The 22,993-nt window shown below is 59.2% G+C and carries 21 protein-coding genes; 8 read left to right on the forward strand and 13 right to left on the reverse strand.

From position 1 onward, the window contains the following. Window positions 1–24: 24 nt before the first annotated feature. From HMPREF9371_RS00955 to HMPREF9371_RS00965, 3 genes are all read left to right on the forward strand, one after another. Window positions 25–501: a DUF3465 domain-containing protein gene (locus HMPREF9371_RS00955; protein ID WP_156786958.1), complete on the forward strand. Its 477-nt coding sequence runs from the start codon at window positions 25–27 to the stop codon at window positions 499–501. Between the two features lie 11 nt (window positions 502–512). Beyond that, window positions 513–1,019: a DUF1841 family protein gene (locus HMPREF9371_RS00960; RefSeq protein WP_009117921.1), complete on the forward strand. Its 507-nt coding sequence runs from the start codon at window positions 513–515 to the stop codon at window positions 1,017–1,019. Window positions 1,020–1,189: 170 nt separating this feature from the next. Next, window positions 1,190–1,582 (forward strand): hypothetical protein, encoded by a 393-nt coding sequence (locus tag HMPREF9371_RS00965; protein ID WP_009117922.1) that lies wholly within the window; start codon window positions 1,190–1,192, stop codon window positions 1,580–1,582. Between the two features lie 79 nt (window positions 1,583–1,661). Here HMPREF9371_RS00965 and hemH read toward each other — a convergent pair whose 3' ends face one another. From hemH to ccoG, 7 genes are all read right to left on the reverse strand, one after another. Then, on the reverse strand, window positions 1,662–2,672 hold the full coding sequence (hemH, locus tag HMPREF9371_RS00970) for a ferrochelatase (RefSeq protein WP_009117923.1): 1,011 nt from the start codon (window positions 2,670–2,672) through the stop codon (window positions 1,662–1,664). Between the two features lie 66 nt (window positions 2,673–2,738). Then, window positions 2,739–3,185 carry a methyltransferase family protein gene (locus HMPREF9371_RS00975; RefSeq protein ID WP_009117924.1) on the reverse strand — a complete coding sequence of 149 codons (447 nt, stop codon included), beginning with the start codon at window positions 3,183–3,185 and terminating at the stop codon, window positions 2,739–2,741. 54 nt (window positions 3,186–3,239) lie between these two features. After that, window positions 3,240–5,633, reverse strand: coding sequence for a DNA translocase FtsK (locus HMPREF9371_RS00980; protein ID WP_040660583.1), 2,394 nt, complete (start codon window positions 5,631–5,633; stop codon window positions 3,240–3,242). A 357-nt stretch (window positions 5,634–5,990) separates the two neighbouring features. Next, on the reverse strand, window positions 5,991–6,692 hold the full coding sequence (locus HMPREF9371_RS00985; protein ID WP_009117926.1) for a class I SAM-dependent methyltransferase: 702 nt from the start codon (window positions 6,690–6,692) through the stop codon (window positions 5,991–5,993). Between the two features lie 78 nt (window positions 6,693–6,770). Then, on the reverse strand, window positions 6,771–9,056 hold the full coding sequence (locus HMPREF9371_RS00990) for an NADP-dependent malic enzyme (RefSeq protein ID WP_009117927.1): 2,286 nt from the start codon (window positions 9,054–9,056) through the stop codon (window positions 6,771–6,773). Between the two features lie 75 nt (window positions 9,057–9,131). Then, the gene (locus HMPREF9371_RS00995) at window positions 9,132–9,692 is read right to left on the reverse strand and encodes a FixH family protein (RefSeq protein ID WP_009117928.1); all 561 of its coding nucleotides are present in this window, start codon (window positions 9,690–9,692) and stop codon (window positions 9,132–9,134) included. After that, a complete protein-coding gene (gene ccoG / locus HMPREF9371_RS01000) occupies window positions 9,689–11,128 on the reverse strand; it encodes a cytochrome c oxidase accessory protein CcoG (RefSeq protein WP_009117929.1) in 1,440 nt (479 codons plus the stop codon). The genes HMPREF9371_RS00995 and ccoG overlap by 4 nt, the downstream gene beginning before the upstream one ends. A gap of 237 nt (window positions 11,129–11,365) precedes the next feature. Between ccoG and argC the strand changes: the two genes are divergently transcribed. Further along, entirely contained in the window at window positions 11,366–12,412 is a 1,047-nt protein-coding gene (gene argC, locus HMPREF9371_RS01005; RefSeq protein ID WP_009117931.1) for an N-acetyl-gamma-glutamyl-phosphate reductase, read from the forward strand. 68 nt (window positions 12,413–12,480) lie between these two features. On the opposite strand, the gene HMPREF9371_RS01010 is transcribed toward argC, so the two are convergent. Next, window positions 12,481–13,368 carry a hypothetical protein gene (locus tag HMPREF9371_RS01010; RefSeq protein ID WP_009117932.1) on the reverse strand — a complete coding sequence of 296 codons (888 nt, stop codon included), beginning with the start codon at window positions 13,366–13,368 and terminating at the stop codon, window positions 12,481–12,483. A 22-nt stretch (window positions 13,369–13,390) separates the two neighbouring features. Continuing rightward, window positions 13,391–14,251 carry a BPSS1780 family membrane protein gene (locus tag HMPREF9371_RS01015; RefSeq protein WP_009117933.1) on the reverse strand — a complete coding sequence of 287 codons (861 nt, stop codon included), beginning with the start codon at window positions 14,249–14,251 and terminating at the stop codon, window positions 13,391–13,393. Window positions 14,252–14,538: 287 nt separating this feature from the next. On the opposite strand from HMPREF9371_RS01015, the gene HMPREF9371_RS01020 reads away from it, so the two are divergent. Continuing rightward, on the forward strand, window positions 14,539–16,329 hold the full coding sequence (locus tag HMPREF9371_RS01020; RefSeq protein ID WP_009117934.1) for a 2-isopropylmalate synthase: 1,791 nt from the start codon (window positions 14,539–14,541) through the stop codon (window positions 16,327–16,329). Window positions 16,330–16,570: 241 nt separating this feature from the next. Here the strand turns inward: HMPREF9371_RS01020 and HMPREF9371_RS01025 are convergent, their stop codons facing one another. The 4 genes from HMPREF9371_RS01025 to HMPREF9371_RS01040 form a co-directional block, all read right to left on the reverse strand. Further along, window positions 16,571–17,869 carry an adenylosuccinate synthase gene (locus tag HMPREF9371_RS01025; protein WP_009117936.1) on the reverse strand — a complete coding sequence of 433 codons (1,299 nt, stop codon included), beginning with the start codon at window positions 17,867–17,869 and terminating at the stop codon, window positions 16,571–16,573. A 104-nt stretch (window positions 17,870–17,973) separates the two neighbouring features. Then, window positions 17,974–19,116, reverse strand: a complete 1,143-nt coding sequence (locus HMPREF9371_RS01030; protein ID WP_040660587.1) for an ATP phosphoribosyltransferase regulatory subunit — start codon at window positions 19,114–19,116, stop codon at window positions 17,974–17,976. Between the two features lie 91 nt (window positions 19,117–19,207). Further along, window positions 19,208–20,059, reverse strand: coding sequence for a 3-deoxy-8-phosphooctulonate synthase (gene kdsA, locus HMPREF9371_RS01035; protein WP_009117938.1), 852 nt, complete (start codon window positions 20,057–20,059; stop codon window positions 19,208–19,210). A 63-nt stretch (window positions 20,060–20,122) separates the two neighbouring features. Further along, window positions 20,123–20,965 (reverse strand): RnfABCDGE type electron transport complex subunit B, encoded by an 843-nt coding sequence (locus HMPREF9371_RS01040; protein ID WP_009117939.1) that lies wholly within the window; start codon window positions 20,963–20,965, stop codon window positions 20,123–20,125. A 117-nt stretch (window positions 20,966–21,082) separates the two neighbouring features. On the opposite strand from HMPREF9371_RS01040, the gene HMPREF9371_RS01045 reads away from it, so the two are divergent. The 3 genes from HMPREF9371_RS01045 to HMPREF9371_RS01055 all read left to right on the forward strand — a co-directional run bounded on the left by HMPREF9371_RS01045 (window position 21,083) and on the right by HMPREF9371_RS01055 (window position 22,968). Continuing rightward, complete coding sequence (locus HMPREF9371_RS01045; RefSeq protein WP_009117940.1) at window positions 21,083–21,868, forward strand: TrmH family RNA methyltransferase; 786 nt, start codon at window positions 21,083–21,085, stop codon at window positions 21,866–21,868. 191 nt (window positions 21,869–22,059) lie between these two features. Next, window positions 22,060–22,329, forward strand: a complete 270-nt coding sequence (gene rpsO, locus HMPREF9371_RS01050; RefSeq protein ID WP_040659903.1) for a 30S ribosomal protein S15 — start codon at window positions 22,060–22,062, stop codon at window positions 22,327–22,329. A gap of 96 nt (window positions 22,330–22,425) precedes the next feature. After that, on the forward strand, window positions 22,426–22,968 hold the full coding sequence (locus HMPREF9371_RS01055) for a glutathione peroxidase (protein WP_009117941.1): 543 nt from the start codon (window positions 22,426–22,428) through the stop codon (window positions 22,966–22,968). Window positions 22,969–22,993: the final 25 nt, after the last annotated feature.

Consider the following 22,993-nt stretch of genomic DNA (forward strand, 5'->3'; position numbering starts at 1 on the left):
TACAAAGGCATGGCGGATGTGTTGATGAAAAAGCCTTCCCTTCTTTTTGTGTTGCTGGTCATGGTGGCCGGCGGCATTCTGAGCCAGCAGTTCGGCTGGCGCTCGGAGGAAATACAGCGTATTCCTCTGGGCCGGCCGCAGGCGCCGCTGTCTGCCGAAGCTGGAGCCGGTGCCGACATCATCGCGCGCGCCTTTGCCGAGCAGCAAAGCGATGTGCAGGTGGCCGGCAGCGGGCGGGTGAAACGCACGCTGCCGGACGACAACAAAGGTTCGCGCCACCAGCGTTTTATTCTGGAGCTGGATAACGGCCACACCGTCTTGGTGGCGCACAACATCGATCTCGCACCGCGGATTCCCCGTTTGCAGCGCGGCGAGCGCGTCGGCTTCTACGGCGAATACGAATACAACCCGCAGGGCGGGGTAATCCATTGGACCCACCGCGACCCGGCCGGCCGCCATGCCCACGGCTGGCTGGAACACCAAGGCAAACGCTACCAATAAGGCTACCTGAAATGTATGACGTGAACACCCAAGACGTGCGCCGCTTTTTTGCCCACGTCTGGCAACACCGCCTCTCACCGCTGCAGCTGGACGCCTTGCAGCAGAAAGCCCTGCGCATCATCGAAGCCCACCCCGAATACCATCATTATTTGGACAACATCGAGCGCTACCTCGACCACACTTGGACGCCGGAACAGGGCGAAACCAATCCCTTCTTGCATTTGTCGCTGCATCTTTCGATTCAGGAGCAAAGCGGCATCGACCAGCCGCCGGGCATCCGCGCCATCCACGAAAAGCTGCAGGGCAAATACAGCGGCGATTGGGTGAAGGCCGAACACGATATGATGGACGCGCTGGCGGAAACCATTTGGGAAGCCCAGCGCCACGGCCGCGGTTTGGATGTCAACCAATACATGACCCGCCTGCGCAAACTGGTGGACTTGGGGCAGGAAGACCATGCCCGCCTGAATCCGCACGAAGTGGCGCAACAGCATCCGCCCAAACTGACGGAGCGCTGAGCGGGCTGGGCGGAGTAATTGGAATGCTCTTGATATCAATCAAACGGTTATCGGTTCTTCTGGCCGCAGACGGTTTATACTGAAGGCATCGGAACAGGCCGGATCAGCGGTTTGCCGCCAATCCGGCCGAGGTCTTTCCGATGCCTAAGTGACTTCAAGGAGCGGTAACCATGAAAAAAATCTGGATAGCGGCCCTGCTCGGGCTGTCTGCGGCCGCGGCGGCCGATTCTTTCTGGATGCACAACGGTTCGCTGATGCGCCTGCATGCCGACGGTAATCGGCGCGTGATCAGCTATGAACACCCGACTCAGCGGATGCAGAACGCGGGCGTGCGCCGCGGTACGGTGTTGTTTGAAGGCGAACGCCAAGGCAACCGTTATGTCGGCCAAGCGCGGGTGTTCTCCCGCCATTGCGGCGAGTTGGTTTACGCGGTGAGTGGCGATGTGCTCAGCGAACGCCGCGTGGAATTGGGCGGCGAGCGCGAGCAGCAGACCGCCGACTGCCGCCCCACCGGCCGCATGGTGCATGACCGTTTGGTGTTTACTTACCGTTATTCTGACTGAGGTATTTCAGTTTTTTTGTCAGCACCATGAAAAACGGGCGTTTCCGCCAGGAGGAAACGCCTGTTTTGCCGTGTTGGCTTCAGCGCCAGCCGTGCAGGTTTTCGCCGGCCAGGGCCGCCAGCATTTCGGTACAGGCGGGGCTGTCGTTGAGGCAGGGAATGAAGCGGTAGGTTTTGCCGCCGGCAGCGTGGAATTGCTCGCGGCCGGCAATGGCGATTTCTTCCAGAGTTTCCAAGCAGTCGCTCAGAAAACCGGGGCAGAAAATGTCGAGTTCGTCTGTCTGCTGTTTGGGCAGCTCGTCCAACAGCTGTTGGGTGGAGGGGCCGATCCAGCGGTTGCGGCCGAATTGGCTCTGGAAGGCCACCAGATAGTCCTCTTCGTTCAGTTGCAGGGCTTCGGCCAGCAGGCGGGCGGTGTGGCGGCACTCGTCGGGGTAGGGATCGCCCTGAATATGGGCGGACTCGGGAATGCCGTGGAAACTCAGCATCAACTTTTTCCCGCGCCCGTGTTGCCGCCAGTAGGCCTCGATATGGGTTTGCATCGCCCGGATGTAGGCGGGGTGGTCGTAGTAGCGGCTGACGGTGCGCAGGCTCAGTTGGTTGCGCTGTTTGAGTAAGACCTTCAATACTTTGTCGATGGCGGCGCCGCTGCTGCTGGCGGCGTATTGCGGATAAAGCGGTAAGACCAGCAGGCGGCCGATGCCTTGCGCTTTCAGTTCGGCTAAGGTGTCGGCCACCGACGGGCGGCCGTAAGTCATGGCAAAGCGCACGCTCACGTCGGGCAGCGCTTGTTGCAGGGCTTGGGCTTGACGGGCGGTGAATACGGCCAGCGGCGAACCTTCCTGCTGCCAGATTTGGCGGTAGGCGTGGGCGCTTTTGCGCGGGCGGAAAGGCAAGACGAAACCGCGCAAAATCGGCTGCCACAACAGTTTGGGCAATTCGACCACACGTTGGTCGGACAGGAATTCGCGCAGATAGGGGCGCACGGCCTCGGCGGTGGGCGCTTCGGGAGTGCCGAGGTTGATCAGCAGTACGGCGGTGCCGTGTTGTTGTTTGGCAGACAAGGGCGGTTCGGGCAGGAAGGCGGGCATATTGTTTCCTTGGGAGTGGTCGCTGCAGGCTACCTGAAAGCGGTTTCAGGTAGCCTGTTTCGGATTTTATAGCCAGCGGCGGGTTTGCCGGCAGTAGGCGCGGTAGCTGTCGCCGAACTTTTCAGTAAGAAAGCGCTCTTCCGGGCGGATTTGGAAGCGGTTGAGATACAGCACAAACAGCGGAATGCCGGCCAGTGCGGGCAGGCTGCCCAGGTAAATACCCCAGCTGGCCAAGAGCAGCGCCATGCCCAAATACATGGGGTTGCGGCTGTAACGGAAGATGCCGTGGCTGACTAAGGCTTGGGTTTGCTGCGGTTGAAGCGGGCTGAGCGTGGTGCGCCGGCGGCGGAAGGTGGCAGCGGCGGTGCCCGCCACCGCCAAGCCGGCGGCCGCCGGCAGCAGGGGCAGCCACCACGATGCTTGCCAGGCATGACCGGCCGGCAGGCGGCTGAGGCCGTACATCAGGGCGGCGCTTAGCACCACCAGTAAAAGCGGGGGGATTTTGAGTTCCATGCGGTGTGATCCTTGGGCTGAGGGCTACCTGAAAAATGGTTTCTAAACGGTGGCTTATGCATGATCCTGTTGTGCCAGAATTTTGCGGCTGCCGCCGACGTCGGGCGGCGACACCACGCCGGCGTCTTCCAGCGCCTGCATCAGATTGGCGGCGCGGTTGTAGCCGATGCGCAGCTGGCGTTGCAGCGAGGAAATCGAGGTTTTGCGCGACTCGAGCACGAAGGCTACGGCCTGGTCGAACATTTCGTCGCTGTTGGCATTGGGGTTGACCGCATTCACGGTTTCCTGCGCCGCTTCGCCGCTGAGCAGGCCTTCGACATAATCGGCCGGCTGTTGGCGTTTGGCAAAAGCCGCCACTTCGTGCACTTCGTGGTCGCTGACAAAAGCGCCCTGCAGGCGGGTGGGGTCGGCATTGCCCGGCTGCAGGAAGAGCAGGTCGCCGTATTTGAGCAGGTCTTCCGCGCCCATTTGGTCGAGAATGGTGCGGCTGTCGATGCGGCTTTGCACGGTAAAGGCCATGCGGGTGGGAATATTGGCCTTGATCAGGCCGGTTACCACATCCACGCTGGGGCGTTGGGTGGCCACAATCAGGTGGATGCCGGCGGCGCGTGCTTTTTGCGCCAAGCGGGCGATTTGGGTTTCCACCGCTTTGCGCTCCACCATCATCAGGTCGGCCAATTCGTCGATTACCACCACGATATAGGGCAGTTTTTCCAAAGGTTCGGGTTGGTCCGGGTTGAGGCTGAAGGGGTTGGGCAGCGGTTTGCCCGCCTGCTTGGCTTCGGCCACCTGGGTATTGAAGCCCTCCAGATTGCGCACGCCGACATGGGCCAGCAGGCGGTAGCGCTTTTCCATTTCCGCCACGCACCAGTTCAGCGCCTGGCCGGCCTCGCGCATATCGGTCACCACCGGACAGAGCAGGTGGGGGATGTCGGCATACACCGACAATTCCAGCATTTTGGGGTCGATCATGATGAAGCGCACTTCGTCGGGCGCGGCTTTATAGAGGATGGACATGATCATGGCGTTGACGCCCACCGATTTGCCCGAGCCGGTCATGCCGCCCACCAGCAGGTGCGGCATTTTGGCCAGATCGGCCACCACCGGCTGGCCGGCGATGTCTTTGCCCAAGGCCACGGTAAGTTTGGATTGGGCTTCGCTAAACACGGGGGACGACAGGATTTCGCGCAGCAGCACTTCCTGCCGTTTTTCGTTCGGTACTTCGATGCCCATGGTGTTTTTGCCGGGAATGGTTTCCACCACCCGCACCGACTGCATCGACAAAGAGCGGGCCAAATCTTTGGCCAGGTTGGTAATCTGGCTGCCTTTTACGCCTTGCGCCGGCTCGATTTCGAAGCGGGTAATGACCGGGCCGGAAATGGCGCTCACCACTTCCACGCGGATGCCGAACTCCGCCAATTTGGCTTCAATCCGTTCGGCCATGCGTTGCAGGGCTTCGGGATTGATTTCGGGTTTGCTGCCGACGGCTTGCGACAGCAGTTGGATGTCGGGCAGGCAGTAGCCGTCTTCTTCGGCAGCGGGTTTGTCGTCGAACAGGTCTTTCTGGCGTGCCGGTGCGGCGGTAGGCTCGTTGCTTGGCGGTGCAGAGACATCGCTGCCGAGCTGGACGGCAATCGATTTGCGGTTGCTGCTGGCGCCAGTTACGGTTTCCACTTTTTCCGCGGTGATGTTTTGCGCGTTACGCACCATGCGGCGGGTGAATTTGGCGTTGGGGATGTCTTTGATAAAGCGGTGCGGCTTGCGGATCAGGCGGTACCACAGCCATTCCGCCTGCGCGCCGGCTTTTTCCAGCAGGGTCAGCCAGGAAACCTGCAGCAACAGCGACAGACCGGCCACAATCAGCGCCAGCAGCACCAACAGGCTACCTGAAACACCCAGCAGGCGGGTGAATCCGCTGCCCAGCGATTGGCCCATCAGCCCGCCGGCGCCCACCGGCAGGCTGTTTTTCAGCTCTGCCGACCAAACGGCGGCCTCCAAAAGCGGACTGCCGAACAGCAGCAGCGCGCTACCGGCCAAGCCGAGTAGGGGGTTGTAGGGTTTGTCGCTGTTTTGCTTGACCGTGCGGAAATTGCGGTAGAGCCAAACCAAGGCGGCGGGCAGTAGCCACCACACCGAAAGGCCGAACAGGTAATAGGCGATGTCGGCGGTGTAGGCGCCGATCAGCCCGGCTAGATTATGCGGGACGGCGGTTTCCGGAATGCTGCGCGACCAGGCCGGATCGCTCATGCTGAAGCTGGCCAAAGCCAGGGCGGTACAAACGGTGATGAGCAGCACCAACAGCCACATCACGTCGGCCAGCAGATTAACGGCATCGGAAGGCGCCACCACGGGTTTGGCTTTGCCGCCGGTGTCGAGTTTGGGTTTGGCCGGCGCGGCTTTGGCGGCTCTCTTTTTGGCTGTGGCGGGGGAGGACGGTTTTCGGCTCATGTAGGCAGAGGCTGCGTTGGGCAGCGTTGGACGATCGGTGGCGTGCGGCAGCAGCGGCCGGCACGGCAAAGGGCGCATTATAGCACCGGACGGCCGGATATTTCGGTATTCGCTTGCCGACAGGCTACCTGAACAGCCCGGGTGTGTTTCAGGTAGCCTGAGATCTTTGCCAAACTCCATCTACGGCACATTTCTGCTTTGTATGTTGATGCCTTGGGGTTGCTTGCTTACTTGCCTATCTATCGATATGTCGTCTCACAGAGATTCTTGGCGTTCGCATTCGTTGCGCTGCGACGCCTTAAACGGCGCCCACATCGGGAGGGGAAGGTCCAGCCTAAGGGAGATTTTGAGCCGATTCTAAACAGTCTCCGTAGGAACAGATGGTGCGCGGCGTAAGCGCCAGGCGGTAAAGCCCAAGTTTTGCCAATACGGCTCGGGTGTTTCGAAACCGCATGTTGTGGCCAAATCGGCCAGATTGCCGGGTGTGAGTGGAAAAAAATCCTGTTGCAAACGCTGTTGTAAGCGGTCGAGTTGGTGATCGGGCAGGCCTTGGGTGCGGGCATATTGCACCAGGTATTCAGTCTGTCCGCTGCATTGCACGGCCAGATCGGCCAGCAGCAGGGGCGCACTCGGTTTCAAACGGCAGGCGGCTTGCCGCAGCAGCGCGCCCTTTTCCCTTATATCGGACAGGAAGTGCATCACAAATAGGCACAGGGCTGCATCGTATTGGGGCGCCTCCGGCAGTTCTTCCAGCAAACCGTGATGCCAACAGACGGTATTCGGCAAGCAGGCCGCTTTTCGCTTGGCTTGTTCCAGCATGGCCAATGAGGGGTCTAGGGCGGTGAAAGCGGATTGTGGCCGACTATCGGCAAGGGACAGCAGCTCGGTGCCGGTGCCGACGCCGATCAATAAGATGCGGGCATCGGCGGGCAGGGGATGCAAGATGGCGGCATTGAGGCGGTGCAGCTCGGTATAGCCGGGAATCAGGCGGGTAATCCGTTGGTCGTATTCGGCTGCGCCTGAGTCTTCGAAGCGTTTTTCGGGTAATGTGGCGTGCATAGGGAACCGTTGCTGGATGAAAAAAGGCTACCTGAACAGCCGTCGGCGGGTTTCAGGTAGCCTGATGGAAACGAATGATCAACCGTGTTGGCGTTGGGCGTCAACGGCGGCCAAGGCCACCATATTGACGATGCGGCGCACGGAGGAGATGGGGGTGACGATGTGCACCGGCTTGGCCATGCCCATCAGAATCGGGCCGATGGTCACGCCGTCGGAGGCGGACACGCGCAGCAGGTTGTAGCTGATGTTAGCGGTTTCCACATCGGGCATCACCAACAGATTGGCCGAGCCTTTCAGTGGGGAATCGGGCATGATTTGCTGGCGGATGTTTTCGTTCAGCGCGGCATCGCCTTGCATCTCGCCGTCGATTTCCAACTCGGGTTTGGCGGCCTGAATCAGACCCAGCGCGGTTTGCATTTTGCGGCTGGAGGGCGAATCGATGGAGCCGAAGTTGGAGTTGGCCAACAAGGCCACTTTGGGCACGATGCCGAAGCGTTCCATTTCTTCCACGCACATCAGGGTGCCGGCGGCCAATTGTTCGGCGTCGGGCTCGGCATTCACATAGGTGTCGGTAATGAAGATGCTGCCGCCGCTGAGAATCAGCGCGTTCATGGCGCAGGCGTTGCGCTCGGGATTGTTGTAGCCGATGATTTCTTCCATGATTTGGAAGTGGTCGCGGAAGCGGCCCATGGTGCCGCACACCAAGGCGTCGGCATGGCCCAGATGCACCATCATGGCGCCGATCAGAGTGGTGTTGCCGATCATGCGGCGGCGCGCCATTTCTTCAGTGACGCCCTGGCGTTTGCGCAGGCGGTAGTATTCTTCCCAGTACTCGCGGTAGCGCGGGTCGTTTTCATTGTTGACTAGCTCGAAGTCTTTGCCGGCTTGGATGGTGAGGCCGAGTTTTTTCAGGCGTGCTTCGATCACATTGGGACGGCCGATCAAAATCGGGAAAGCCAGTTTTTGCGACACGATTTGCTGGGCGGCGTGCAGTACGCGCTCGTCTTCGCCTTCGCTCAATACCACGCGCTTGATGTCTTTTTTCGCCTGATTGAACACCGGCTTCATGAACAGATTGGATTTGTAAACGAAGTGGTTGAGGGTTTCGACGTAGGCGTCGAAATCGGTAATCGGGCGGGTGGCGACGCCGGAGTCCATGGCCGCTTTGGCCACGGCGGGGGCGATGCGGGCGATTAAGCGCGGATCGAAGGGCTTGGGAATCAGGTATTCGGGGCCGAAGGAAAGCTCGGTGCCCATATAGGCGCTGGCGACTTCGTCGTTTTGCTCGGCCAGCGCCAAGTCGGCAATCGCACGCACGCAGGCCAGCTTCATTTCTTCGTTGATGGTGGTGGCACCCACGTCCATGGCGCCGCGGAAGATGAAGGGGAAGCAGAGCACGTTGTTGACTTGGTTGGGGAAGTCGGAACGGCCGGTGCCGATGATGACGTCGGGGCGGGCAGCTTTTGCTTCGGGCGGCCAGATTTCGGGCTGCGGGTTGGCCAAGGCGAACACCAGCGGTTTGTCGGCCATTTGCTTGAGCATATCGGTGCTCAATACATTGGGGCCGGAGAGGCCGAGGAAGATGTCTTTGCCCGGTACGGCATCGGCCAAGGTGCGTTGGCCGCAGTCGGCCACGGCATAGCGCACTTTGCTTTCGTCCATGCGCTCGCGGTCTTCGCGGGTTTGGAAGATGACGCCTTTGGAGTCGCAAACGGTGATGTGTTCGCGCTTCATGCCCAAGGCCACCAAGAGGTCGAGACAGGCGATGGCGGCCGCGCCGGCGCCGGAGCACACCAGTTTCACTTCGGCAATGTCTTTGCCCACCACGCGCAGGCCGTTCAGCACGGCGGCGGCGGTGATGATGGCGGTGCCGTGTTGGTCGTCATGGAAGACGGGGATGTTGCAGCGCTCGCGCAGTTTTTTCTCGATGTAGAAGCACTCGGGGGCTTTGATGTCTTCGAGGTTGATGCCGCCGAAGGTGGGCTCGAGGGAGGCGATGATGTCCACCAGTTTGTCGGGGTCGGTTTCGTTGACTTCGATGTCGAAGACGTCAATGCCGGCAAATTTTTTAAACAAAACGCCTTTGCCTTCCATCACCGGTTTGCTCGCCAGCGCGCCGATGTTGCCCAAGCCGAGCACGGCGGTGCCGTTGGAGATGACGGCCACCAAGTTGCCGCGGGCGGTGTATTTGTAGGAAGCGAGCGGATCTTCATGGATTTCCATGCAGGGCGCGGCCACGCCGGGTGAATACGCCAGAGAGAGGTCGTACTGGGTAGCCAAGGGTTTGGTGGGGGCCACCTGAATTTTGCCGGGACGCGGAAATTCGTGGAAGTCCAGCGCGGCTTGTTTGAGCATATCGTCCATGAGGAATCCTTTTCGGGGTAGGGTGCGGGGCGTTTCAGGTAGCCCTGAGAAACCAGAGGCTACCTGAAAGCCGGATTAGGGGGCCGGTTGGGGGGCGGCCTGATGCATGGGTTGCAGTGTAAGGCTTTGGCCTTGGTTGGTGTCCCACCGGCCCTGCACACGCCATTGGCCGGCTTCGTCTTCTACGCGCACATACCAGTGGTGGGTGGAGGGCAGTGTCTTGAAAACGGCGGTGTATTCTACCTGATTCCCGGACGGGGCGGCATCTCCCTGCCGCTGCAAGACCACGCTTTGGTCGTGTTCGCTGCGGGCAGGGTGCAGCCAAAGCAGGCGCAGTTTGCTGTCGGGCTCGATTTCGCCGCTGAGCAGCACTTTGGCGCGGTCGTTGTCGGGATTCACCAGCACTTGTGCGCGAATGCCGCGTGTGGCGGCGGTTTGGTCGCGCTCCAGCTGCAGGCCGATGTTTTTGCCTTCTTTATAGTAGTCGTCGGTGACCATGGAAGGCTTGTTGTAGTTGGCGGCCAGATGGTAGGTGTAGAGGGCGGCGAATACAACAATGATGGGGCCGGCGGCCAAAAGCCAGGGCCAGGGTTCGCGGTACCAGGGACGGGCCTTGCGGTTGTTGCTCAAAATCATTCTCCGATAAAGGTGCTTTTTTCGCTGATGGTGCTGCTGTCTTCAGGATTTTGCGCATCGGTGTAGCGGAAGGTGAAGCGGATGGGGTTGCTGCCTTTTTCCGCATACTCCGGAATCACGGCTACCTGAACCGGCACGGTAACGGTTTGGCCGCCTTCGAGGCGCAGGCCGTCGGCAGGCAGGCCGGACATCTTGATGTCTTCCAAGCCTTCCACTTCGGCGGTGAGGATTTTCACGTCTTCGCTGGCATTGATGATGCGCAGGTTGTAGGCGTTTTCCAGCCAGCCCTCTTTATTTTGGCGCACCATCACGCCGCGGTCTTTGATCACGTCCACGCGCACGGTTTGGCGGAAGAACAGGCTCACGATCAGGCCGGCGGCCACCAAGGCCAATACCGCGCCGTAACCCACTACGCGCGGGCGCAGCAGACGGCTGGGGATTTTGTTTTCCGGATATTCTTTCGCCAGTGCGCCTTCGGTGGTGTAGCGGATCAGGCCGCGCGGATAATTCATCTTATCCATGATCTCGTCGCAGGCATCGATACAGGCGGCACAGCCGATGCATTGGTATTGCAGGCCGTCGCGGATGTCGATGCCGGTCGGGCATACCTGCACGCACATGGTGCAGTTGATGCAGTCGCCCAGCTCGGTTTCTTCGCGGCTGACATTCTTTTTGCGTGCGCCGCGCGGTTCGCCGCGGGCGGTGTCGTAGGAAATGATCAGCGTGTCGTGGTCGAACATCGCGCTTTGGAAGCGGGCGTAGGGGCACATATGCAGGCACACCTGCTCGCGCATGATGTGACCCATCAGCCAGGTCATGAAGCCGTAGAAAGCGGCGGCAAACAGGGTGCCGCCCGAAATGGCGGCAAAGTTCAGGCTGAAAATATCGGCCGTCAGCTCGCGGATCGGCACAAACCAGCCGGCGAACGTGATGCCGGTCCAGGCGGCGACCAAGAAAATCAGCAGATACTTGGTGAGCTTGATGCGGATTTTGCGCGCATTCCACGGCTCTTTATCCAGTTTCAGCCGTTTGTTGCGGTCGCCTTCCACCAAATGGTCGATCCACAGCATGATTTCGGTATAGACCGTTTGCGGGCAAGCATAACCGCACCACAAACGGCCGGCAATGGTGGTCCACCAAAACAGGCCGAAAGCGGAAAGCAGCAGGATGCCGGTGAGATAGATCAGATCGCCCGGCACCAAGGTGAGGCCAAAAATATAGAAGTGGCGGCCGGGAATATCGAACCAGACGGCTTGGCGGTCGCCCCACATCAGCCAGGGGATGCCGTAAAACACCAGCTGGGTGGCCAGGACGACCAGAATGCGCCAATTGGCGAAGCGGCCTTTTGCCAGCTTGGGGTGGATGCGTTTGCTGCCTTGGTAGAGGCTGATAACTTGTTCTTTTGGCTGTGTCTTTTGCTCGGGTTGCTGACTCATGGCAAAGTGTTCCTAAAACGGTGCCGGTAGCATATATTATGATTTTCATGGTGATGCATGGTGTGGCCGCTCCGGCGATGCGCCGCGATTATACGCCCCTGTCAGGCCGCCTGCCAGCTTTGGGCGGTTTTGTTGTTGATGCCGGGCGAAAGGCTGCTGTGGCCGGGCTTTCAGGCTACCTGAAAAGCCGCTACACTCCGTTTTTTCATTAGATATTTAGATAAGGAACGCGGCATCATGAATCCCCCCTCTCTTCGTGTCGGTATTGTCGGCGCCACCGGCTACACCGGTGTCGAACTGTTGCGTCTGCTGGCCGGCCACCCGCATGCCCAAGTGACGGCGGTAACCAGCCGCAGTGAAGCCGGCGTGCACATTGCCGACTATTTCCCCTCCTTGCGCGGCGTGTACGACTTGGTATTCCAAGCGCCCGATGCCGCGGATTTAGCCGCTTGCGATGTGGTGTTTTTCGCCACCCCGCACGGTGTGGCGATGCGGGATGCGCCGGCTCTGATGGCACAGGGCGTGCGCGTGGTGGATTTGTCGGCCGACTACCGGCTCAAAGACATCCCCACTTGGGAGCATTGGTACGGGATGCCGTTTACCGCCGAAAAAGCTTTGCAGGAGGCGGTGTACGGTTTGTGCGAATTGAACCGGGATGCCATCCGAACCGCCCGCCTGGTGGCCAACCCCGGCTGCTATCCCACCTGCGTGAGCCTGCCGCTGATTCCGCTTTTGAAAGCCGGCGTGGTGAAAACCGGCCGCCCGCTGATTGCCGACTGCAAATCCGGCGTTTCCGGCGCAGGCCGCAAAGCGGCAGTAGGCACGTTGTTGTGCGAAGCGGGAGACAACTTCAAGGCTTATGGCGTAGGCGGCCACCGCCACCTGCCGGAAATCCGCCAAACCATTGCCGGCCTGCAAGCGGAGGTGGCCGAACATCTGGTATTCGTGCCGCACCTCACGCCGATGATTCGCGGCATGCACGCCACCACTTATGTGCATCTCGAAGACGGGGCAGATCCGCAGGCGCTGTTGGCGGCTTATTATGCGGACAGCCCTTTTGTCGATGTGATGCCGGCCGGCAGCACGCCGGAAACCCGCAGCGTGCGCGGCAGCAATGTTTGCCGCATCAGCGTGCAACGTGCGCCCGGCAGCGAGATATGGATTCTTTTGAGCGTGCAGGACAATCTGGTCAAAGGCGCGGCCGGGCAGGCGGTACAGAATATGAACATCATGTTCGGCTTCGACGAGTGCAGCGGTTTGAACAACGTGGCTTTGCTGCCTTAAACCGCCATCAATAGAACAGGCTACCTGAAAGCGTTTCAGGTAGCCTGTTTTGATATTTATGGTGTCGTTCAGCCTTCCAATTCCAGCTCCAATTCGGTATCCGTCCACACGCTGAGGTAGGCGGCATAAGCGATCAAACCGTTCCATACGCCGAGAAAAATCAGAATGGGCAGCCCGAGCCACCATTTCAGCACGGCGGTAACGGCTTGGGGAAATATGGTAACAAACAGCACGAATAGGGTAGCCAGCGCACATGTGAATACCAGCATAGTCAGTGCGTATATCAGCAAAGGCACCAGATTGGCCATGCCGCCACGCACATTCATGGCCAAAGCGCGCACAGGGGAAACATTGCCCAGCATCACCAAGGACGGGGTGAAGCCGATGCTCAGCATGATGCCCATCACGAAGACCAGACCGATAGCCAGCAGAGCGGCAATCTGCATGCTTGTGTTCTGCAGAAAGGCTTGCATGCTGGGGGAGGCGTCCAGCAAGCCGAATAGAACGGCAAGAGGCGCCGAGATGGCCATCAGCAAGACGAAGCAAATGATGAGCTGAATCAGCCCCAAAGCCAGCACTTGTTTGCCTTTTAAGCGAAAGCCGGCCAACAGGCTGCCGGCGGCCAATGTGCCGCTTGCCACTTGCGAAGCGGCGCCGTAAACCATGCCGCAGATGAGGAAGACATCCAGCAGGAAAGTGCCAACCGCACCAAGCCAATATAGATGGTTCGGCATAGGCATAGTTGTTGCCAACAGCTGAAACGGCAGATTGCACAACAATGCTGCCAGGCCGATGAGCATCCATTTGCCCCCTTGCGCATGGAAAAGCGACAAGGTTTGCCAAGTCCATGTCCAGCCGGCGGAAGCCGCGCAACGGTTTGGCCTGGCCAGCAGACCCCGTGTGCCGTCGGTTTCCGGTTCATGGCTGGATTGTGGAGGCTGATACAGATCGAACATATCGATTTAGTTGCCCAACCGGTCAGCTTTCCAATTCGGCATTGGTCCACACGCTGAGGTAAGACACATAGCTGATGATGCCGTTCCATACGCTGAAGAACAGGGTGACAGGGATGCCGATCAGCACCATCAGGGCCAGGGCAACCGACTGGGGCAGGATGCTGCCCAGCAGTGCGGCCAGCAGGCCGAAGGCGATGGCCAAGCCAATCAAGGCCAGCACATAAACCAGCAGCGGCAGCAGATTGGCCAAGCCGCCGCGCAAGCTCATGCCGATGGCGCGGGTGGGCGATATGTTATGCAGCATCACTAAAGGCGGGGTAAACCAAGTGAACAGGATAACGCCTACCCCAACCACTAAGCCGACCAAAATCAGGGCAAACAGAAGACCGCCCCAGTTCTGGTTTAAGGAGGCAAGGTTGAAGCTGACGCCTAACAGCAGGACAGTCGGTACGGCCACCGCCAGCAATAAGCCGAGAATGAGGAGGAATTGGAGCACGCCCAAAATCAACACTTCTTTGAATTTGAGTTGGAAGCCGGCAAACAGGCCGCTGATTTCCAGCTCGCCGTTTTCCACTTGCGAGGCGGCGCAATACACAATACCGCACATCAAAAACAAGCTGAAAATAAAGGAGAAAATTTGAACCAGCCAAGCCATTTTCTCTGGCACCAATCCGATCACCACGCTGACGGCAAAATTACACAGCAGAGCAATTAAGCCGATCAGCAGCCACATGCCCCAACGCTCGCGGAAAATCGAAAAGGCTTGCGGAATCCAAGCCCAGCCGGTGGCTGCCGGGCAGCGGTTGGGGGTAGCCAAAAGGCTCAGTTCGCCGCTGTCTTCCGGTTCACCGCCGGATTCGGGGGCACGGTACACATCATACATGGTTTACTTCTCCTGAAAAAAATTGACGGAATTTTAAAGAGTAAACGCTTGGAATTCAAGTAAGGGGTGGCGGCTCGACGGACGGTGAATGCTGCCGGAGATGCTTTCAGGTAGCCTGTTTTGCCGGGAATTTAATCAATGAAATCAGCAAAATTAGACAAAGTGTATATTTTGGCAAAATTAGCCAGCATTTCGGCTTGCGCATATGTCTAATTATGCGTATATTGCGGCCGATAAAACCGCAGCTACCTGCAGGCTAAGATAAATTTTTAGACAAAAGGTCTATTATGCAACTGGATATCGAACGCTTGATTGCGTACTTCGGCGGCGTGAACGCGCTGGCGGAAGCCTTGAAACAACAGCATCCCGAAGACGCCGCTTCGGCGGCGGCCATTTACAAATGGCGCACCCGCGGTTCGCTGCCGCTGAACCAACTGCAACGCCTGAGCGCATTGGCCGAAGCGCAAGGCCGGCCTTTGGATTTAAACGCTTTTCTGCAACAACAACCCACTTTGGAGCAAACCACCATGTCCAACCCCAATAACCGCGTCATTATTTTCGACACCACGCTGCGCGACGGCGAGCAGTCGCCCGGCGCCGCGATGACCAAAGAAGAAAAAATCCGCGTTGCCCGCCAGCTGGAAAAGCTGGGCGTGGATGTGATTGAAGCAGGTTTCGCCGCCGCCAGCCCGGGCGATTTCGAGGCGGTAAACGAAATCGCCAAAACCATTACCAAGGCAACCGTATGCTCATTAGCCCGCGCCAATGAGAAGGATGTGCGTGCTGCTGGCGAAGCGGTATCACCCGCCCCGAAAAAGCGCATCCACACCTTTATCGCCACCAGTCCGCTGCATATGGAGTATAAGTTGAAAATGAAGCCGCAACAGGTAATTGATGCGGCGGTAAAGGCAGTGAAAATTGCCAAAGAATATACCGATGATGTGGAATTTTCTGCTGAAGACGCCGTGCGTTCGGATTTGGACTTTTTGGCTAGAATTTTTACCGAAGTGATCGAGGCGGGTGCCACCACTATTAATATTCCCGATACCGTGGGCTATTCGATTCCTTCCGTTTGGTATGAGCGTATTTCGGAAATCATCCGCAGCGTGCCGAATGGCGACAAAGTCGTTTGGTCCACTCATTGCCACAATGATTTGGGCTTGGCCGTAGGAAATTCCCTAGCGGCGATTCAGGCGGGTGTGCGCCAGGTGGAGTGCACCATCAACGGTTTGGGCGAGCGGGCGGGCAATGCCAGCTTGGAAGAAATCGTGATGGCGCTGAAAGTTCGCCACGATGTGTTCGGATTGGAAACCGGCATCGACACCACCCAGATTGTGCCGGCTTCCAAATTGGTGTCCACCGTAACCGGCTACCCGATCCAGCCGAACAAGGCGATTGTGGGTGCCAATGCCTTTGCCCACGAGTCCGGTATTCACCAAGACGGCGTACTCAAACACCGCGAAACCTACGAAATCATGTCTGCCGAAAGCGTGGGCTGGAGCGCCAACCGTCTCACTTTGGGCAAATTGTCCGGCCGCAACGCCTTCAAAACCAAGCTGGCCGAGTTGGGCATCGAGTTGGGTAGCGAGGAAGCATTGAACGCCGCCTTCGCCCGTTTCAAAGAGCTGGCCGACAAAAAACGCGAAATTTTCGATGAAGACCTGCACGCCTTGGTGTCTGACGAAATGGTGAGCCTGTCGCAACAGGAGCATTTCAAATTCATTTCCCAGCACATCACCACCGAGACCGGCGAAGAGCCGCGCGCGGAAGTGGTGTTCAGCATGCACGGCGAAGAGAAGCACGCGCAGGCTACCGGTTCCGGCCCGGTGGATGCGATTTTCAAAGCCATCGAGAGTGTGGTCCAAAGCGGGGCGCAATTGCAGCTGTATTCGGTGAATGCGGTTACCGCCGGCACCGAGAGCCAGGGCGAAACCAGCGTGCGCCTGCTGCGCGACGGCCGCGTGGTGAACGGGCAGGGCGCGGACACCGATATTTTGGTGGCCACGGCCAAAGCCTATTTGTCTGCGCTGAGCAAATTCGAGGGTGCAGAGCGGGTGAAAGCACAAGGTACGATTTAAGTTGCTCAATGCCGTCTGAAGGCATGTTGTGAAATCAGCATCAGGCTACCTGAAACGGGTTTTCAGGTAGCCTGAAATCTTTTGTCCCCAATGTGACAGTATCTTCAGGGCATAAACACAATGCAGAAATGCGCCGCAAATGCAGTTTTTGCAAAAGTCTCGGTCTGGTTTTGCAAAGCATCAGGCTACCTGAAAACCCGTTTCAGGTAGCCTGATGCTTTGCTGCGGGATGATGCAAATATTAGTTGAAGGGGTGTTGCAGCAGAATGGTTTCGGTGCGGTCGGGGCCGGTGGAAACGATCGCAATCGGGGCGCCGCATACTTCTTCGATGCGTTTCAGGTAGGCTTTGGCGTTTTCCGGCAGGGCGTCGAAAGATTTGATGCCGACGGTGGATTCGCTCCAGCCGGGCAGGGTTTCGTAAATCGGTGTGCAGCCTGCTACCGCTTCGCTGCCGAAGGGCAGGATGTCGGTGGTGCTGCCGTCGGCCAAGGTGTAGCCCACGCCGATTTTGATTTCTTCGATGCCGTCCATCACGTCGAGTTTGGTGATGCACATGCCGCTGATGCCGTTGATTTGGATGGCGCGTTTCAGGGCGGCGGCGTCAAACCAGCCGCAACGGCGGGCGCGGCCGGTTACCGAACCGAATTCGTTGCCGCGCTGGGCCAGGCCGGCGCCGATGTCGTCGAACAATTCGGTGGGGAAGGGGCCGGAACCGACGCGGGTGGTGTAGGCTTTGACGATGCCGAGCACATAATCCAGCATTTGCGGTGGCACGCCGGCCCCGGCCGAGGCGGCGCCGGCCAGGCAGTTGGAAGAGGTGACAAACGGATAAGTGCCGTAGTCGATGTCGAGCAGGGTGCCTTGGGCGCCTTCAAACAGCAGGCGCTCGCCGCGCTGGCCTTTTTCATACAGGGTGCGCGACACGTCGGCCACCATGGGCAGGATGCGGTCTTTGAAGCTGCGGATTTTCGCCATCACGTCGTCGAAGCGTACCGGCTCGGTGCCGTGCAGGTGTTGCAGCTGCACATTGTAAAGATCGATATTGGCTTTGAGCTTGTCGCTGATGCGGTCGATGTCGGCCAAGTCGCCGATGCGGATGGAACGGCGGGCCACTTTGTCTTCGTAAGCCGGGCCGATGCCGCGGCCGGTGGTGCCGATTTTGCCGCTGCCGCGCGAGGCTTCGCGGGCTTGGTCGAGCGCGATGTGGTAGGGCAGAATCATCGGACAGGTGGGGGCGATTTTCAGGCGGCCTTCCACGTTTTTCACGCCGGCGGCGTTCAATTCGTCGATTTCACCCAACAGCGCTTCGGGGGAAACCACCACGCCGGAGCCGATGAAGCAGTCCAGCGTTTCGTGCAAAATGCCGCTGGGAATCAGGCGCAGAACGGTTTTTTTGCCGTTTACCACCAAAGTGTGGCCGGCGTTGTGGCCGCCTTGGAAACGGACCACGCCGCCGGTTTGCTCGGCGAGCCAGTCCACAATTTTGCCTTTGCCTTCATCGCCCCATTGTGCGCCAATGACGACTACGTTTTTTGCCATGATGCTTACCCTGTTAAAGAATATTGGAAATAAAAAGAATCGATATTTTTGAAATCGCGGATGCTGTTTTCAGGTAGCCTGATGAGCAGGCTACCTGAAAACCCTTAATTTGCGGCCACCACCTGCCATACGCCGTCGATGCAGACCAAGCGTCGGTCGCAGGCGCCGATGCCGCCGCCGAAATCCACCACCACGCATTCGCCTTCGCGGCGTAGACGTTCGATGGTATTGCGGGCGGCCGCCGCATCGGCCTGCGCCACCGCAATGCGGTGCATATTTTGTGCCGGCGGCAGACAGGCGGCTACGTCGCGCAAATCGAAGCTGAAGCCGGTGGCCGGACGGGCGCGGCCGAAATGTTTGCCCAAGCCGTTGTAGCGGCCGCCGCGGGCCACGGCATCCGGCCAGTCGGCGTGGTAGGCGGCGAACAGCAGGCCGGTGTGATAGGAATCGACCCGCAGTTCGGATAAGTCGATGTGGATGTCTGCTTGCGGGAAAGCTGCACACACGGCTTCCAGGGTGGCGCGGGCTTTTTCGATTTTCGGCAGAGCCGGTAAGCGGCTCATGGCGTCCAGCACTTCGCGGCCGCCGTAGAGTTCGGGCAGGAGCTGCAGGGCGGCGGCATATTCGGCGGGCAGTTCGCGGCCGGCCAGCCAGCGGCGGATGGAGGCGGTGTCTTTGTCCTGCATCAGCGCCAGCAGCTCTTCGGCATCGGCGGCGGGCAATTCGGCGGCGTGGGCCAAGGCATAAAAGACGCCGATGTGGCCCAAGGCCAGCAGCGGCTTGCCCACGTGTACGGTGTGCAGGCTTTTTAACATCAAATCGATCAATTCGATGTCGGCGGCCACCTCGTCGCAGCCGTAAAGTTCGGCACCGATCTGCAGCGGCTCGCGTGTGCTTAATGCGCCGTCGGGGCGGGCATGCAGTACGGTGCCGGCATAACACAGGCGGTTGATGCCGTTGTTGGCCGACAGCAGGTGGGCGTCGATGCGGGCAACCTGGGGGGTGATGTCGGCGCGCAGGCCGAGTTGGCGGCCGCTGAGCTGGTCGACCACGCGGATGGTTTTCAGCGATAAACCGGGGTCGGCATCGGCCAGTAGGGAATGGCTGTATTCGGTGAGCGGCGGGCTGACCAATTCGTAGCCGTGCACGCGGAAAAGCGCCAACAATGCTTCTTTGGCGCTTTCCAGCTGGCGGGCCGTGGTGGGCAGGATGTCGGCAATGTGTTCGGGTAACTGCCAAGACTGCATGGTGTTTTTCTCAATCAATGCGCCGTTGCGGCGGGTGGGCAAAGGGCGGACTTTACCATAAATTCGGGCGGCGGGCAGCTTCGGCAGAGGCTTAATGGGTGTCGAGCGGCGCGAAGCCTTTGACCAAATCGTCCAGCTGTTTCAATTGGGCGAGAAAGGGTTCTAAGCAGTTCAGGCGCAGGGCGCAGGGGCCGTCGCATTTGGCTTGTTCCGGCTCGGGATGAGCTTCGAGAAACAGGCCGGCCAGGCCGACCGCCATGCCGGCACGGGCCAGGGTCACGATTTGTTCGCGCCGACCGCCGGCGGAATCACTGCGGGCGCCGGGCTGCTGCAGGCTGTGGGTGACATCGAAAAAGACCGGCACGTTCATTTGTTTCATGATGTCGAAACCGAGCATGTCCACCACCAGATTGTTGTAGCCGAATGCCGAACCGCGTTCGCAGAGAATGATGCGGTTGTTGCCGGCTTCCAAGCATTTGTGGATGATGTGGCGCATTTCGTGCGGCGCAAGGAATTGGGCTTTTTTGATGTTCAGAATGGCGCCGGTTTTGGCCATGGCCGCCACCAAATCGGTTTGGCGGCTGAGGAAGGCCGGCAGCTGGATGATGTCGGCCACTTCGGCGGCCGGCGCGGCTTGCTCGGGCTCATGCACATCGGTAATCACCGGCACGCCGTAACGTTCTTTGATGTCGGCCAGCCACTGCATGCCTGTGGCCAGACCGGGGCCGCGGAAAGAATGCAGGCTGGAACGGTTGGCTTTGTCGAAGCTGGCTTTGAAGACGTAGGGGATGCCGAGTTTGCCGCAGATTTCCACATAAGCGGCGGCGATTTCCATGGCCAGCTCGCGGCTTTCCAATACATTCATGCCGCCGAACAGCACGAAGGGGCGGTCGTTGGCGATGGTGAATCCGTTGAGCGGGATATGGGAAAGGGCGGTGTGCATGGTCGGCAGGCCTTTGTGGTGGGTGGAATGGGAATGGGAGAAGCAGGCTTTCAGGTAGCCTGTTCAGCCGGCTTTGCCGGCCGATTGCGTTTCTTGTTCTTCGGCCGCTTTGCGCTCCTTCAGATAGCGGATGGCGGCGGCTTTTTGCGCTTCGTCGCCGTAACGCACATCTCGCTGGGCACGACGGAAGGCGGCTTTGTCTTGTGCATCGGCAATTTCGCGTTCGCGAAAAGCTTCGCGGTTACTGGGCACGCTGCGTTGGTTTTGCAGGGCTTGGGCACGGGCCATGGCCTGGGCGATCAGGGCGGCGGGATCGATGGCGCCATTCGCCGCCGGCTCGGTATTGGCCGTTTGTTTGGCACGGTGGGCGGCCGCCCGTTCGGCCAGATAGGCGCTGCGTTCGTCGGCCAGCCGTTGAAGACGGGTTTGGCGGCGTTGGTAGCGGGTTTTGGCATGGGCGGCCGCGGCTCGGCGTTCCGGTCGGGCGCGGGGCAGGAAGGCATCCGGCACCGGATGCAGCTCGATGCAGTCCACCGGGCAGGGCGGCAGGCACAGCTCGCAGCCGGTACATTCGTCGGCCAATACGGTGTGCATCTGCTTAGACGCCCCCATGATGGCGTCCACCGGGCAGGCTTTGATGCAGGCGGTGCAGCCGATGCAGGCGGCTTCGTCAATATAAGCCAGCACTTTGGGCGTGGCGGCTTTGTCTGCCTGTTCGAGCGGACGCGGCGGGAGGTCGAGCAGGGCGGCCAGTTCGCGCATTACGGTTTCGCCGCCGGGCGGGCACAGGTGGATGCCCGCTTCGCCTGCGGCCATGGCTTCGGCGTAGGGTGCGCAACCGTCAAAACCGCATTGGCGGCATTGGGTTTGCGGCAACAGCGCTTCGAGGTCGGCAGCAGTGCTCATACCGTGATTCAAGATTCCAAAACAAAACCGGCGCGCATTTTAACATGCCTCCCGGCTTCAGGTGGCCTCAATCGGCAGGCTACCTGAAAGCTGCCGTGGCTGTTATTATCCGCCGCCATGAATACGCTTTCTTCCGCCCAAAACCCCGCCTTAAAACACTTGGCCAAGCTGCTGCAAAGCGGCCGCGCCCGCCGCCAGCACGGGCAGGCTGTGTTTGAGGGCGTGCATTTGTTGTCCGCCTGCCTGGACAGCGGCATCCGCCCGCTGAAGGTTTATGTGCCGGCACACCGTTTCAGCCAGCCCGAAACCTCGGCCCTGCTTGCTCGTTTGGCGGCAAACGACGTGGTGCAGGTGGGCGGCGAAGCTTTGCAGAAAATCACCAGCCTCACCGACGCCGAGGAAATCACCGCCCTGATTGCCTTGCCACCCGTTCCGGCTTTCGACGGCGGGGCGGATTGTGTGGTGTTGGAGCGGATACAGGATCCGGGCAATATCGGCACCATTTTGCGCAGCGCGGCAGCGGCGGGCGTTAAACAGGTGGTATTGGACAAAGGCTGCGCCGATATCTGGTCGCCGAAAGTGTTGCGCGCCGGCATGGGCGCCCATTTTCTGTTGCAGTTGCACAGCGGCGTCGATTTGCCGGCTTGGCGGCAACATTGCCGTGTGCCTTTGCTGGCCACCGCCCTGCATACGGACAGCATCTCTTTATATGATTGCCGCTTGAGCGCTCCGACGGCTTGGCTGTTCGGCAACGAAGGCAGCGGCGTCAGCCCGGCCATGCAGGAGGTGGCCGACGGCTTGGTACACATTCCCATGCTCGGCGCCACCGAATCGCTGAATGTGGCGATGGCCGCCACGGTTTGCCTGTTTGAACAGATGCGCCAGCGCATGGCCGCCGCCTGAAGATTGTGTGCCATAGACCACAGCACGCGCATTTCAGACGGGCGGGGCGGCTTTTCAGGTAGCCTTTTGTTTGCATCCGTGGCATAATCCGCCCTCTTGTTTTTGAGTAAACAGGAAACTATTGGAGTTGGTCAGGGTTTGCGCTCAGCCAACTTGTCCCGCCGTAAGGCAGATTTTTCGGAGTTTTTATCATGGCATTGTCCGTAGAACAAAAAGCACAAATCGTTAAAGATTTCCAACGCAAAGAAGGCGATACCGGTTCTTCTGAAGTGCAGATCGCGTTGCTGACTTTCCGCATCAACGACCTGACCCCCCACTTCAAAGCCAACCCCAAAGACCATCACAGCCGTCGCGGCTTGTTGAAAATGGTGAGCGCCCGCCGCCGTCTGCTGGCCTACCTGCGCCGCACCGACGCCGACACTTACCGCAGCGTGATTACCCGCTTGGGCCTGCGTAAATAATTGCCGTTTTGTGCTGAATGCCGCCGCAACCTTGTTGCCGGCGGCATTTTTGTTGCCCATAATGCAGTTTTACCGTTTTTTTTTAGGAGCCGTGTGATGACCTCTGTTTATGATTTCACTGTAACCGATGTGCAAGGACAACCGGTGGATTTGAGCCGTTACCGCGGTCAGGTTTTGCTGATCGTGAACACCGCCACCCGCTGCGGCCTAACGCCGCAGTACGCCGCTTTACAGCAGCTGCACGAGCAATACCACAGCCGAGGCTTGGAGATTTTGGATTTTCCCTGCAACCAGTTCCGCAATCAGGCGCCCGAAGACAGCGGCGAAATCGCCCAAATCTGTGAAACGCGTTTCGGTGTCCGATTCCCGATTTTCGAAAAAATCGATGTCAACGGCCCTAATGAGCACCCCTTATACGGCTACCTGAAACAGCAGCAGCCGGAAGACCGCGGCAACGCCGGCTTCAAGGATTTGCTGATCCGATTGGCCTCTCTGGGCGAAAAGCGCGAAGGCAGCGACATCAAGTGGAACTTCACCAAGTTTCTGGTAAACCGGGAAGGTGAAGTGGTGGCCCGTTTCGCGCCGAGCGTGGCACCGGAAGAGTTGGCGGCCGACATTGAAGCCCTGTTGCCGGCCTAATGGTTAAAAAAAAGCGGCTTTAGAG

The sequence above is a fragment of the Neisseria shayeganii 871 genome, from assembly GCF_000226875.1.
Classification (GTDB): domain Bacteria; phylum Pseudomonadota; class Gammaproteobacteria; order Burkholderiales; family Neisseriaceae; genus Eikenella; species Eikenella shayeganii.